Source organism: Effusibacillus consociatus, from assembly GCF_042652925.1.
Taxonomy (GTDB): Bacteria; Bacillota; Bacilli; order Tumebacillales; family Effusibacillaceae; genus Effusibacillus; species Effusibacillus consociatus.
This window is the reverse complement of sequence record NZ_JBHSHC010000157.1, coordinates 1-13,782: the sequence shown is the minus strand read 5'-3', so window position 1 is coordinate 13,782 and position 13,782 is coordinate 1. Positions and strand designations below refer to the sequence as shown.

At 47.2% G+C, this 13,782-nt stretch carries 14 protein-coding genes and 1 other annotated feature; of the genes, 10 read left to right on the top strand and 4 right to left on the bottom strand.

The genetic code is table 11. The features are described 5' to 3' along the window. Window positions 1-13: 13 nt before the first annotated feature. From pgeF to ileS, 7 genes are all read left to right on the top strand, one after another. Window positions 14-808 carry a peptidoglycan editing factor PgeF gene (gene pgeF, locus ACFO8Q_RS23105; RefSeq protein ID WP_380029575.1) on the top strand — a complete coding sequence of 265 codons (795 nt, stop codon included), beginning with the start codon at window positions 14-16 and terminating at the stop codon, window positions 806-808. 168 nt (window positions 809-976) lie between these two features. Beyond that, window positions 977-1,648 (top strand): YggS family pyridoxal phosphate-dependent enzyme, encoded by a 672-nt coding sequence (locus ACFO8Q_RS23100; protein WP_380029573.1) that lies wholly within the window; start codon window positions 977-979, stop codon window positions 1,646-1,648. 20 nt (window positions 1,649-1,668) lie between these two features. Further along, complete coding sequence (locus tag ACFO8Q_RS23095; RefSeq protein WP_380029571.1) at window positions 1,669-2,115, top strand: cell division protein SepF; 447 nt, start codon at window positions 1,669-1,671, stop codon at window positions 2,113-2,115. A 4-nt stretch (window positions 2,116-2,119) separates the two neighbouring features. After that, window positions 2,120-2,386 carry a YggT family protein gene (locus ACFO8Q_RS23090; RefSeq protein WP_380029569.1) on the top strand — a complete coding sequence of 89 codons (267 nt, stop codon included), beginning with the start codon at window positions 2,120-2,122 and terminating at the stop codon, window positions 2,384-2,386. A gap of 11 nt (window positions 2,387-2,397) precedes the next feature. Continuing rightward, window positions 2,398-3,177: a YlmH family RNA-binding protein gene (locus tag ACFO8Q_RS23085; RefSeq protein WP_380029567.1), complete on the top strand. Its 780-nt coding sequence runs from the start codon at window positions 2,398-2,400 to the stop codon at window positions 3,175-3,177. A gap of 83 nt (window positions 3,178-3,260) precedes the next feature. After that, window positions 3,261-3,725, top strand: a complete 465-nt coding sequence (locus tag ACFO8Q_RS23080) for a DivIVA domain-containing protein (protein WP_380029565.1) — start codon at window positions 3,261-3,263, stop codon at window positions 3,723-3,725. A gap of 57 nt (window positions 3,726-3,782) precedes the next feature. Then, window positions 3,783-4,030, top strand: a binding site (T-box leader). Window positions 4,031-4,064: 34 nt separating this feature from the next. Beyond that, the gene (gene ileS, locus ACFO8Q_RS23075; protein ID WP_380029563.1) at window positions 4,065-6,836 is read left to right on the top strand and encodes an isoleucine--tRNA ligase; all 2,772 of its coding nucleotides are present in this window, start codon (window positions 4,065-4,067) and stop codon (window positions 6,834-6,836) included. A 221-nt stretch (window positions 6,837-7,057) separates the two neighbouring features. Here ileS and ACFO8Q_RS23070 read toward each other — a convergent pair whose 3' ends face one another. From ACFO8Q_RS23070 to ACFO8Q_RS23055, 4 genes are all read right to left on the bottom strand, one after another. Further along, window positions 7,058-7,372 (bottom strand): carboxymuconolactone decarboxylase family protein, encoded by a 315-nt coding sequence (locus ACFO8Q_RS23070; RefSeq protein ID WP_380029562.1) that lies wholly within the window; start codon window positions 7,370-7,372, stop codon window positions 7,058-7,060. Then, entirely contained in the window at window positions 7,373-7,615 is a 243-nt protein-coding gene (locus ACFO8Q_RS23065; RefSeq protein ID WP_380029561.1) for a carboxymuconolactone decarboxylase family protein, read from the bottom strand. A 118-nt stretch (window positions 7,616-7,733) separates the two neighbouring features. Next, window positions 7,734-8,066: a hypothetical protein gene (locus ACFO8Q_RS23060; protein ID WP_380029560.1), complete on the bottom strand. Its 333-nt coding sequence runs from the start codon at window positions 8,064-8,066 to the stop codon at window positions 7,734-7,736. Window positions 8,067-8,551: 485 nt separating this feature from the next. Next, the gene (locus tag ACFO8Q_RS23055) at window positions 8,552-8,815 is read right to left on the bottom strand and encodes a hypothetical protein (protein ID WP_380029557.1); all 264 of its coding nucleotides are present in this window, start codon (window positions 8,813-8,815) and stop codon (window positions 8,552-8,554) included. Between the two features lie 167 nt (window positions 8,816-8,982). Between ACFO8Q_RS23055 and ACFO8Q_RS23050 the strand changes: the two genes are divergently transcribed. Genes ACFO8Q_RS23050 through ACFO8Q_RS23040 form a run of 3 tightly spaced genes read left to right on the top strand, consistent with a single transcriptional unit; the run spans window position 8,983 to window position 13,420 of the window. Beyond that, entirely contained in the window at window positions 8,983-12,036 is a 3,054-nt protein-coding gene (locus ACFO8Q_RS23050) for a DNA polymerase III subunit alpha (protein WP_380029555.1), read from the top strand. Window positions 12,037-12,038: 2 nt separating this feature from the next. Beyond that, window positions 12,039-12,824: a DUF72 domain-containing protein gene (locus ACFO8Q_RS23045; protein ID WP_380029553.1), complete on the top strand. Its 786-nt coding sequence runs from the start codon at window positions 12,039-12,041 to the stop codon at window positions 12,822-12,824. Beyond that, on the top strand, window positions 12,821-13,420 hold the full coding sequence (locus tag ACFO8Q_RS23040; RefSeq protein ID WP_380029551.1) for a uracil-DNA glycosylase: 600 nt from the start codon (window positions 12,821-12,823) through the stop codon (window positions 13,418-13,420). Before ACFO8Q_RS23045 ends, ACFO8Q_RS23040 begins: the two co-directional genes overlap by 4 nt. The last annotated feature ends 362 nt before the right edge of the window (window positions 13,421-13,782 follow it).

Here is a 13,782-nt window from a genome sequence, read left to right as displayed (position 1 = left end):
AGAGGAGATTGTGGTGGAGAAGACTCGTTTCATAGATGCGGAAGAGTTAAACCGAACAGGTGTGGCAAGAGCTGTATTTACCACCCGGATCGGGGGAGTATCAACGGGTCATTGGCGAGGATTAAATCTGGGGCTTCATGTGGGAGACCGGAAGGAACATGTGATTGCCAACCGCGAGCTTGTCTCTAAAGAGGTAAACCTGTCTCTCGATCTGTGGGTGTGCGGAGAACAAGTACACGGAAAACGGGTGGCGGTGATCCGGGCTGAAAATCGGGGGCGGGGAGCCTATTCTTACGATGAGGCGATTCCGGGAACAGACGCCCTTGTCACCAATCAGCCCGGCATCGTACTTTCCACTTTCGCCGCGGATTGTGTGCCGATTTTGCTGCTTGATCCGGTCAATGAAGCGATTGCAGCCGTTCATGCAGGATGGAAAGGAACCAAAAGTCAAATTGCGAAGGAAGCAATTCTTACGCTGCAAAAGGAGTTCGGGAGCGACCCTTCGCAACTGTTAGCCGCCATTGGCCCTTCGATTGATACTTGTTGTTATGAAGTCGACCAACAGGTTTACATTCCTTTTATCGAAGAATACCCGCAAGGTGAATCGTTTTTTACGGCAAAAGAAAATCAGCGGTGGCAGTTGTCACTGCCTGCAGCGAACCGTCAAATCCTTTTGGAAGCCGGTTTATTGCCGGAGCATGTGACCCGTGTTGGAGGCTGTACGGCATGTAATACGGATACATTTTTCTCTCATCGGGCGGAAAAAGGAAAAACCGGTCGCCACGCGGGCTTGATTGTTCTCCTCTGACATAGAATATTCGGCAGGAAAATCCCCCTAAAGGAAGAATAATATTCAAAGTACCCACTCTAAAGGGGAGGGGAATTAGTGTACGTGCGTCGCGAGTGCCGATGAAACGGACTTGACTACATGGCCCGTGAGGGATGGCGCAACTAAGGGACAAACGTGGTGATTCAGATGGACTATCGTGAAAAAGCGGACTCAGTACGACACCGGATTCTTCGTGCATGCGAGCGATCCGGTCGGGATCATAACGACGTCACTGTAATAGCAGTGACAAAGTATGTGGGCGTCCCGGAAACTCTTGCGATTCTGGAAGCGGGCATCCGGGATCTCGGGGAAAACCGGGTTCAACAGGCGCTTCCTAAGGTGACAGCCATTAAGGAACCGGTATGCTGGCATTTTATCGGCAATTTGCAGACCAATAAGGTAAAAGACGTCCTGCCCCATTTTCAGTGGATTCATTCGCTTGACCGCATGTCACTGGCAAAGGAACTGCAGAAACAGGCGGAGAAACTTGATATTTCCGTGTCCTGCCTGGTACAGGTAAATATATCGGGGGAACAGTCGAAGAGCGGATTCTCTCCAGAGGAGGTAGAACCGTTCCTTGCTGAGATATCGGAAATGGCACGCCTTCAAGTACGCGGACTGATGACCATGGCTCCGATTGCGGCAGATCCGGAAGAGGTACGGCCGGTTTTTCGAGGTTTGCTTGAATTGCGTGACTCTTTAAAGCCCGTTTATCCCGAATTGAACCATTTGTCGATGGGGATGTCCGATGATTTCGAGGTAGCGGTTGAAGAAGGTGCCACGATGGTTCGGATAGGCAGTATTTTGGTAAAACCATAAACTCATGGAGGGAAACCATCATGTGGAATAAAATGATGCAATTTCTCGGTTTGGCCGATGAAGAAGCAGGGACAGCCAACAAACAGGAAAAAGCCGGTGAGGATGCGCAGCCGGATGTGGTACCTATGCAGCGCAAAGCGGCTATTGTGAATTTACATACGCAAAAACAGGTCAAGTTGGTGCTCTGCGAGCCTCAATCATTTGATGAAGCTCAAATGATCGCGGATCATTTGCGGACACATAGGGCTATCGTTTTGAATTTACACAAGGCGCAGTTTGACCATGCGATCCGAATTGTGGATTTTATCTCCGGAACGGTGTATGCTTTGGGAGGACGGATCGAAAAAATCGGCCATCAGATTTTCCTGTGCGCTCCGGACAATGTGGAAGTTCAAGGTGTGATCAGCGATCTTCTGAAGCAGCAAGCTGAGTTGAACAACGCAGTTTCAAAAAGTCAAATGAGGTGACGGAATGCCGCAACTACTAACTGCTATTGATCTTTTGTTTCAAATTTTTCGATATATTTTATTGGCCCGGATCTTAATGTCTTGGGTACCGGATATGGAACGGACCGGAATCGGACAGTTTCTTTATAAAATAACAGAACCTTATCTGGGGTTCTTCCGAAGATTTATTCCTCCTCTGGGGATGATTGATCTTTCTCCGATTGTGGCGTTTTTTGCGCTGTATCTGATCCAACTCGGTTTGGATACCGTGTTGAGAAGAATTTTATTCTAAGTGAGGGAAATATGACGGATAATGTGTTTATGCATTACAGGCCGGAGGAAAAACCGTTTATCCAACGGACGCTTGAGCTGGCCAATCGTGCAGCCTCCCGCCATTCCCCGAGTTTAACCGCTTTTCTGGATCCGCGACAGGTGCGGATTGCTGTGAACATCGCCCGAACGGTGGGCGATGTTGCTGTTTTTACGGACGGCGGATGGGAAGAGGCAGAAAGAAGAAGGGTGCTGCTGGCTCCCGACTATTGGAGGCCCGAACCGGAAGAAATGGAGTTATGTTGGCTGCGGATTGAAATCCCGGGGGATTATGTGACACTCAAGCACGGGGATTATTTGGGGGCGTTGACAGGGCTTGGATTGAAAAGGGAAAAGATCGGAGATCTGTCCGTTCATGAAGATGGCTGTGATCTTGTTGCAGCGAAGGAAATTGAAGACTTTTTAACCCTGCATCTCAACCAGGTGGGGCGTGCCTCCGTGCTGGTCCGCCCGATTAAAAAAGAGGAATATCGTCCACTCAAGATTCATTTCACCGAACGGGAATTTACCGTGATGTCCTTGAGGGTGGATGCAGTGGCCGCTGAAGGATTTCAACTGGCCCGCAATAAAATCACCGATCCGATTCGAAGCGGAAAACTTCAATTGAATTGGCAGACCGTTACAGATCCCTCTACACAGGTGGAAGAAGGAGATGTGATTTCTCTAAGGGGACTGGGGCGCCTTCGGATTCTCGAGATCGGGGGGCAGACAAAAAAAGGACGAACGGTGATTCGGATTGGCAAATATCTCTAAGAATTCGGCAGGAATCGGTTTTGATTTTGTCGAAATAATGGGCAGAAGCTTTTTCGTCCTACTATATTTGGAGGTGCCGTTCTATGCCATTAACGCCCATGGATATTCATAACAAGGAATTTGCCCGGACTTTTCGCGGTTACAATGAGGATGAGGTAAATGAATTCCTTGATCATGTAATAAAGGATTATGAAGCGCTGCTTCGTGACAAGAAGAACCTGGAAGATCAAGTAGCCCAACTGAAGGAACGGTTAACACGGTTTGAAAATATTGAAGAAACCTTGAGCAAATCCATCCTTGTGGCACAGGAAACGGCAGAGGAAGTCAAGGCCAATGCCCGCAAAGAGGCACAACTGATCGTGAAGGAAGCGGAGAAAAATGCGGATCGGATTGTCAACGAAGCGCTGATGAGATCCCGCGAAATTTCGCTTGAATTGGAAAACTTGCAGAAACAGGCTTCTGTTTATCGTGCACGTTTCCGTTCTTTAATTCAGGCTCAGCTGGAAATGCTCGAGACAAGCGATTGGGACAAACTGAACGAAGAATAATCGCGATATTTGACAATGCGGTTCGCCATTGCATATAATAATTTTTAAAATAAACCTCTAAAAACGATGATCGGGAAAGTACCGCTGAACACTTTGCAGCGAACCGGGATTGGTGTGAGCCGGGAAAGTGGAAGGTTGGGAAAATCACCCGGAAGTTGCTTACTGAAATTCCCTGTTCGTGAAAAGTAGGATAAGCCGGTTGGGCACCGTTACAAGCTCAAACGAGTGACCCGACATTCCTGGATGTGTTGAATAGTTGGGTAACTTAGGGTGGTACCACGGGAATTCAACCTCTCGTCCCTATGGACGAGGGGTTTTTTTATTTGGGGGGTTAGATAAATGTCAATCGATTACAGCAAAACACTGAATCTGCCGGAGACGGAGTTTCCGATGCGGGGGAATCTCCCTCAACGGGAACCGGAGATCCAAAACAAATGGGAAGAACTGAATTTATATAAAAAAGTGCAGCAAGCTCAAAAAGGCAAGCCGAAGTTCGTGCTGCATGACGGACCACCCTATGCAAATGGAGATATTCATTTGGGGCATGCGGTGAATAAGATCTTGAAGGACATCATTGTCAAATCGAAAACAATGGAAGGGTTTGACGCGCCCTATGTTCCGGGATGGGACACACACGGACTCCCGATTGAACAGGCGATTATCAAGAACAAGAAGATCAACCGACATGAGATCCCGATTCCGCAATTCCGTCAAATGTGCTATGACTATGCGCTTGATTTTATTGACCGGCAGCGCGGTCAATTCAAACGTTTGGGCGTACGGGGAGATTGGGAGAACCCTTACATCACGCTGCTTCCCGAGTATGAAGCAGCGCAAATTCGCGTATTCGGTGAAATGGCAACCAAAGGCTACATCTACAAAGGGATGAAGCCTGTGTACTGGTGCCCGCATTGTGAAACTGCATTGGCGGAAGCGGAAATTGAATACGCGGACAAAAAGTCGCCTTCGATCTATGTGAAGTTTCCCGTTACAGACGGCAAAGGGAAGCTGCCGGAAGGTTCTTTCATTGTGATCTGGACCACCACACCTTGGACCATTCCTGCCAACGTTGCGATTGCGGTTCATCCGGAAATCCAGTATGTTGTGGCGCAGGTGAACGGTGAGAAACTTGTTGTTGCGAAAGAACTCCTTGGAGCTGTTCTGAAAGCTGCAGGGCATGAGGAACCGGCAGAGATTGTTGCCGAGTTCAAAGGGGCAGAACTGGAACAGGCGAAAGCAAAACACCCGCTGTTTGATCGCGAATCACTGGTTGTGCTCGGAGATCATGTAACTCTGGATGCCGGTACCGGTTGTGTACACACTGCTCCCGGACACGGTATGGAAGACTTCCTGGTCGGGCAGCATTATGGATTGCCGGTGCTCGTACCGATTGATGACCATGGGAAATTTACGAAAGAAGCTGGTCCGTTTGCGGGTCAATTTTATGCAAAGGCAAACCCTGTTATCACGGAAGCCTTGAAGGAAGCGGGTAGCCTGCTGCATGAGGAGGCGATGGATCACTCCTATCCTCACTGTTGGCGCTGCAAGAATCCGGTGATTTACCGGGCAACGGAGCAGTGGTTCGGATCGATCGATACAATCCGGGACGAACTGCTCGAACAGATTCAGCAGGTAAAATGGAATCCGTCCTGGGGCGAAGTTCGCCTGCACAATATGGTGGCTGAGCGGCAGGACTGGTGCATCTCCCGTCAGCGCGTGTGGGGGGTTCCCATCCCGATTTTCTATTGCACCGACTGCAATAAAGAATTGATTACGAAAGATACCATCGAACATGTGGCGGGTCTCTTTGCGGAGCATGGATCACAAGTGTGGTTTGAACGGGAGGCGTCCGGCCTGCTTCCGGAAGGAACGGTTTGTCAATGCGGCAACACGGAGTTCCGTAAAGAAACGGACATTATGGACGTATGGTTTGACTCCGGTTCCTCCCACATTGCGGTGTGCGACAGCCGGGAAGATTTGCAATGGCCGGCCGATCTGTATCTTGAAGGATCCGACCAGTACCGCGGTTGGTTTAATTCTTCGTTAACCACTGCGGTTGCGGTTAAGGGGCGTGCTCCTTATAAAGAGGTTCTTTCGCACGGCTTTGTATTGGACGGCGAAGGACGCAAGATGTCCAAAAGTCTCGGGAATGTGGTAGACCCGCTGAAGGTGCTGCAGAACCTGGGTGCCGATATTCTGCGCCTCTGGGTGGCATCGGTCGATTATCGTTCCGATGTGCGGGTATCCGATGCAATTTTGAAGCAGGTGGCGGAAGTGTATCGGAAGACCCGCAACACGTTCCGTTACCTGCTCGGGAATGTGAACGATTTCGATCCGGCCCAGCACACTGTGCAGCTTGATCAGATGCTTGAAATTGACCGTTGGGCGTTAAACAAGCTGGAAGAACTCAAGCGGCGAACCATGAAAGCATATGGCAACTACGATTTCCATGTGGTGTATCACGATATCAACAACTTCTGTACAGTTGATATGTCGGCGTTCTATTTTGATGTTCTGAAAGACCGTGTGTACACAAGTGCGCCCAATTCGCTGGAACGGCGGTCTGCCCAAACTGCGATGTATCACATTCTTGTTGAGTTGGTGAAATTAACCGCTCCCATTCTCACTCACACTGCGGATGAAGTTTGGCAATTTGTTCCGGGTGTAACAGAGGAGAGTGTCCAGTTAACCCAGTGGAGTGAAGTGCGTACCGATTATCTCGATAAAGAATTGGATGCAAAATGGGAAGCCATTCTGGCTGTCCGCGACGAAGTACTAAAAGCGTTGGAAGTTGCCCGCCAAGAAAAAGTGATCGGCAAATCACTGGTGGCTGCTGTCGATCTCTATCCGGAAACTCAGGATGTCCTCAATACGCTGCAGGGTACACCACGCCTGAAAGAAGTATTGGGTGTATCCGAGGTGAATTTGGCTGCTCCGGGTGAAACCGTTCCGAATGATGCGGCTGCATATTCCGGTTTAGCAATCCGGGTACGAGTGGCAGAAGGCGAGACCTGTGAACGCTGCCGGGTCGTAACATCGGAAGTGGGCAAGACAAGTGAGCACCCGACCTTGTGTCCGGCTTGTGTGGAAAACGTGCAATTTTTCCTGTGACAAGCCAGCCAGCAGAAAGAGCATCGAGCCTCCGGTTGAAGTGCTCTTTTCTTTATGGATGTTTTCCGAAACCGGTCACGCGAATGACCCTTTTCCATAGGAGAAACGGGATGAGATTGTCGATTACTCGAAGGTGTCATTTGACGGATTGGAAGATGGGCTGTACCCAAAAAGTAGAAGACTACTTTTTGAGTACAGCCCTTTTGGTTTGTCGGAACGATCTAGGCCTCGCTTGAACATTCGGTGTCAAAGAATCCCTGGGATGGAATCCGCAGTGCCCGATTGAATTTGCTCGAAAAGTTTTCCCGTGCAATGACTGCAGTTAGCTCTACAATCTCGTCTTCCTCGAAATGACTGCGAAGCTGCTCGAACAAATCATCATCCACATCCTTATCGGACAATGTGATGGCATCGGTGTACTCCAACACCAATTTTTCGCGCTCATCATAGAATTGGCTCGTTTTATACTGCGGCAAGGCAAGAATCTTTTCAGTTGGAATTCCCATTCCACTGCCGACGGCAGCGTTTATGTCCATTCAGAAAGGGCAGCCGTTGAGGTTTGCTACTCGCATGTTAACGAGTGTAACCAGTTGTTTCGGGATTAGGCCGGATTCTTCAAGTCCCGTCCACATGCCTCTTACTGCTTGAAAAATGGATGGCCTTCTGGCATACAGCTTATGATTTTCAAGAACCTTTCCGTAACGTTCGAGTTGGGCATCGAAAACTTCACGTATAAATCCTTCAGCCGATTCTGGTGAAACGCCTGAAATCCGTGTCACTTATTCCCTCCGTTCTCAAAATATGCTGTCGTATCGTGTATGAACCCTCGATTGTGGTCATCATCGAAGATTTATAACGCTCGATCAGTTCATCGGGGTTTTAATTCTTCTTTACTTCTTACTCACTATGATGGTTTCTCCACTTGGTAATAGTATGGATTGTTAAAACTGTAGCTGCCCATCCAGTGCTTAGAACCAATAATCTGAGTGCTATCCGTAATTCAGACGGGATGTTTAAAGTGGCGCTAACACCTAAAAAAGTTGCTCCTAATACCAATAAGCTTACAGTTGCTTTTTTATTCCCTAATTTTTTAATGTTGGAAGAAAATCTAATAGCTGTCGACCAAGTAATAAAAAGATATATAGCCAATAACAGGTCTTTTACTATAAAGTTAAATGTAGAAATGCCCACAGTGGCTCCTATAGCAATCGCAATTACCCATCTCCACACCGCTATCACCCCGTGTTTAAATTAACTGGTTTCTAAACAAGTGTATCCTTCTAAATTTTTATATTAGTTCCAATTGCAAACAAATATAAACGTAACTGCACAAACTAAGTCGCAAACTTCAAATGCAGGTCCCCATAAAAAACAGTAATGAGCACACAAGACTAACGAAATAAGATCGCATTGAACACCGGGCCAATCAATATAAGTTACAACTTCCTCACTATTTGCAATTTGGTAAGAGGCAAGTTGCTTAACTTGGGCCTTGTTTTTTTCTATTTTAGATACCTGGTACTTTATTACTTCATCATTTGAGACATCTACAAATGCTTGATAAAATATCAAGCTTGAATTGTTATCTTTTTGAGATAGAAGCCCACTCGCAACGATCACTTCGTTATAAAGCTTATTTCCCAGTGCTACGTGATTAATACTAACATAATTTTCACTATTCTTAACCGTTTTGAATCCTTCTTTTTCGATATTTTTCAGTGTTTCTTTAAACGTTTCAGATTTTTTAGTGCTTTTTCCGCTCTCGCTATTTCTTGTTGGGGAAGATTTTCATTAACAGATGTTCCTGAGTCTTTTAGCTTTTTCAAAGCCTCTTCTTTACTTAACTTATTACTTCCCTTGTAACAGTTACAGTCCTGTTGAAAAGAAACGGTTTCAGTTTCGGCAGAAACTTGCCCCACAACTCCAGAGGAACTAAATAAAACTGCAATCATTAGGAAAACAACAAGAATTCTTTTCATCCCATCACCTTTAATTTAATATTTTACCCATGCAATAAACAGATTAGAAAATTTAACCAAAATTAGTCAAGTATACAAAACGCTTTATGAACCAAAAAACCCCATTGGACAAGTATCATCGCTCAAAGTATGATGGGAACAAACGTTCCGATCGAAAGGGGCTTGCCATGTTACATAGTAGAGACGATTTTGTCCATCTGCATGTTCATACCGAATACAGCTTTCCGGAAGCGGTCTGCCGGCTGGACGAACTGCTGAGGCAGGCTGCGGATTGGAATATGACAACTCTTGCAATCACAGATAAAAATTCAATCAATGGTGCAATCCGTTTTTCTCAATTGGCTGCAAAATATGGGATTCACCCGATTATTGGGTGTGAGATCGACAGGGAGGAGACACACGGTTCGCTCATTCTTCTCGCATGTAATGCGAGTGGATATCAGTACATTGTGGAATGTCTGAATTCAGGTTCAATTGGAAGACAGTCTTCTTCAGGTGACGTAATTGCTTTAAGCGGAGGACAAAGAGGACTTATCCACCGTTTGTTGGAGAACGACCAAGTGGAGGCTGCCCGGGAAAAAGCATTGGAATATGTCAAGATGTTCGGACAAGGGAATTTTTACTTGGAGGTTCAAAACCACGGACTTCCGAAAGACTCAGCCTTGATTGAGAAAACGGTTCAGCTGTCTGAAAGCACGGGGATCCCATTGGTTGCAACCCATGATGTGCATTACATTCGCCCGGAAGATGCAAATCTCGTTCATTTACCCGCGACTGGCAGTACCGATAAACAAGCCGCTTCAGGTCTGTTTTACCTTCCCTCCCCTCTGGAAATGAAAAGAAAATTCAGTGGACTGCCGGATGCTCTGACCAATACTGCAAAAATTGCCCGGCGGTGTAAGTTCACAATCGAACACGGGAAGCACAAATTGCCCAAATTCCCGGTTCCGGAAGGTTCGAACGAGGAAAACTACCTAAAGCATCTTTGTTTGGAAGGTCTGCGTAAACGTTTTGAGGTAAATTCACTGAGTTTCTCGCAAGAACAGATGATTCGTGAGCGGTTGAATTATGAACTGTCCGTGATTTTCAGCCGTGGATTGGCCTCTTATTTTCTTATTGTCTGGGATCTTGTTCAATTTGCCCGTAAAAAAGGGATCCCAATCGGACCGGGCCGGGGTTCGTCAGCGGGGAGTCTGGTTGTTTATTTACTCGGCATTACCCAGGTGAATCCGCTTGAACACGGACTGTCGTTCGAGCGTTTTTTAAGTCTTGACCGTACGGAATTGCCCGACATCGATCTTGATGTTTGTCAGAAGCGGAGGCCCGAGGTTCTGCGCTACATCAAGGAAAAATACGGGTCAGACCGGGTTGCCCATATCGGTGTGGTAAACACCTTTGGAACGCGGGGCGCCGTAAGAGAAGCGGGGAAATATTTGCAGCTGCCGACGGAACATGTCAATCTCCTTGCCAAGCTTCTTCCGGCATTTTCGGGAACCGGGGGAATCGCCCATTGCTTGCAAACATTGCCGGAACTGCAAAATCTGCCGCTTCACAAACAACCTTATAAGTCTCTATTCCGTTTGGCTGAACAGATCGAGGGATTGCCGAGAAATTACTCGACTCACCCTTCGGGACTTCTGATCGGCCATGAGGATTTAGCTCGTACGATCCCGATACAGCAAACTCCTAACGGAGAATGGATGACCCCCTTGAACAAAGATGATCTGAAAGCTCTTGGATTCTTGAAAGTAGACGTATTGGGCCTGCGAACGTTAACGGTTATTGAGGATACATTTCGGTCAATCAAGGAACTGACGGGAAAGGAATTGTCGGTGAGTGAGATTCCCCTCGATGACCCCGCCTCTTTTCAAACGCTTGGCGAAGGTGACACACTCGGTTGCTTCCAATTGGAAAGCATGGGGCTTCGAAGCTTGATGAGAAGAATGAAACCGAAACATCTTGAGGATCTCACCGCATTGTTGTCGTTGTACCGACCAGGGGCGTGGGAAGAAGGAATCGTTGAAACGTATCTCCGCAGACGTTCGGGGGAAGCGAAAGCCGATTTTTTATTGCCTGCGATGGAATCGATTCTTTCCCCTACTTTCGGGGTGATTCTGTATCAGGAACAGGTGATGCAGATCGCGAATGTGGTCGCCGGCTATTCGATGGGAGAAGCGGATGCCCTACGGCGGGCCCTATCGAAAAAATCGGTTGATGCATTGGCGCTGCACCGGGAAAGGTTTCTGCAAGGTGCGATGCGGAAAGCTTATTCTAAAGAGGAGGCTTCCCACATATTTGAATTCCTGACCTGCTTTGCCGGTTACAGTTTTAACAAAGCGCACAGCACAGCGTATGCCTATATTTCTTATTGGACCGTCTATCTGAAAACTCACTATCCAAAAGAATATATGGCTGCTCTGCTCAGTTCGGAGGGCGGGTACTATGACAGGCGGGTGTACCTGAGGGAAACGGCCCGAAAAGGCATTCGTTTCCTGCGGCCGGATGTAAACATAAGCGGTTTGGGGTTTCGGGCTGAGAAGAAAGGAATTCGGGTGGGAATGGATGTAATCAAGGGAACCGGGCCGGACGCTGTCGCTGCTTTGCTGGACTCCCGCCGAAAACAAGGACATTTTGCCTCCGTTCAGGACCTGGTGGAAAGAATGAAAACTTATCGGATCAAAGGGCCAATTTTAAAATCGTGGATTGAAGCGGGCGCCTGTGACAGTTTGGGCGACAACCGGCGTAAGATGGTTGTCCTATTGGGCAAATCGTGTTCTTCCCAAATGGAACTGTTTCATGAGAACTCCGGTGAAAACGAGGATTCAGCAGCCGATTTTTCAGCAAAAGAAAAGAGAAGAATGGAAAAAGCCCTGCTTGGCTTCGCTTTGGAACAGTCCCCTTCAAACGAATGGAGCCATTTTCTGAACCATTATGGAATTGTTCCGATTGCTTCATTAGGCTCGTTACGAAAGGACGGTCGAGTACGAATCGCCGGAACGATTATTCACAGCCGCCGTCAACCGGCCGCGAATGGGCAATATGTCTTGATACTTGTGCTGCAGGATGATTCGGAAATGGCCGAAGTGATTTTATATCCCGAAACTTATAAGAATTGTCTATATGAATTAAATCCTGCGGGCATAGTAGTGGAAGGAGTTCTTCGCAGAACCGATGGATCTTTGCAAATCTGTGCGGAAAAAATCAAGGCACTCGGGGGATGACCATGCTTCTGATTGGAACAGCCGGCTACAGCTACGAGGATTGGCGGGGGGTTTTTTATCCGGAGGATCTGGACAAAAAAGAGATGCTCGGCTTTTATTCCCGAGAATTCCCATTTACCGAAGTCAATTCCACCTTTTACGCCATGCCGAATCGATTCATGCTCTATCATATGATGGAAAAAACACCGGACAATTTTCAGTTCGTCATTAAGGCATTCAAGGGCATGACGCATAAGCGGGAGGACAATGAGCAGCATTTCACCGATTTCAAGGAAGCTTTGAAACCATTGATCGAAGCGGACAAACTCGGATGTATACTGGCGCAGTTTCCGACAAGTTTTCGAAACAAGGACGAAAACAGGGATTATCTGAAAGAGTTCAAAGAGTTGATGGGAGATATCCCGGTTGTGATTGAGTTTCGCCATGAAGAGTGGATCAGTGAAAGAGTCTTTGAACTGCTTGAGGAGGAAGGGTTGGGGTATGTGTGCGTGGACGAACCCCAGTTTAAAACGTTGGTTCCTCCTGTTGTCAGGTCAACCAGTTCGATCGGATATGTCCGGTTTCATGGGAGAAATTATAAAAAGTGGTGGCAGCACAAAGAGTCTTATGAGCGGTACGACTATTTGTATACGGATGACGAATTGAAAGAATGGGTTCCCAAGATTGAGAAGCTGGCGAAAGATACGGAAAAAACTTTTATCAGCATGAATAACCACTATCGGGCACAGGCTGTAATTAACGGCCGAATGTTGAAGGAACTGTTGGACAAGGAGGCGGTCACCAAGTGACAGGGGTACTTGAAACGCTGGAAACAATAAAGGATCTCGAGGCATTGGAAAGTCTCTGTGTCCGTTCCTTTATTCCGTCCGAAGGGGAGAAACTAGTGTTCGGGGAAGGTCCGAAACATGCCCGTTTACTGTTGATCGGTGAAGCCCCAGGGGAAGAAGAGGCAAAATCGGGCAGACCGTTCGTTGGGAATTCAGGCAGGCTGTTAAATAAATATCTGGCGGAGGCGGATATCGAGAGGGAAAGCACATATGTAACAAACGTGCTTAAGGTGAGACCTCCCGACAACCGGACTCCGAAAAAATCGGAGGTAAAGGCGGCCCTCCCATTTTTGCTGCGTCAAATCGAGTTGATTCAACCGATTTTTATTGTTTGTCTAGGAAGCATCGCTGTTCAGGCCGTAATCGATCCAAAGGCGAAAATCACCCAAATCAGGGGAGAGTGGGTGGAACAAGCAGGCAGAAGAATCATGCCAACTTATCACCCGTCCGCCGTTTTTCGTGATGAGGCCAAGCGGGAAATGCTGAAACACGATCTCAAAGAAGTAGGGAAAGCATTATCAGATTCTAATGATCACCAGCAAGGCAATTCCGGCTAATATGCATGCAAAAAAGAGCGGGCTATAGGGTTGAAGAGTATTGAATTGGAACAGAATTTTTGTCAGGAAGCTTGCAATAATCCCAATAGAACCGATCCAGATAAGTATAGACCCGAATGATCGAATGGTATGTCTCCTCATAACAGCCAGCCAATCCCTTTCCTTATTTCTACCATACTACATTACATCATACATGAATTTTCGCGCAATAAAATTATCAAAATGGTACAGTTCTATGAACAATGATTGCGATCGCCGAATACGGAGGTTATAACGGGGGATACACTAGCTCAAGAGCAGCGGTACGATGTCAAGACCCTAACTTAACATAATATTTGCCGTACCCATGCTTTTTGGGGAGG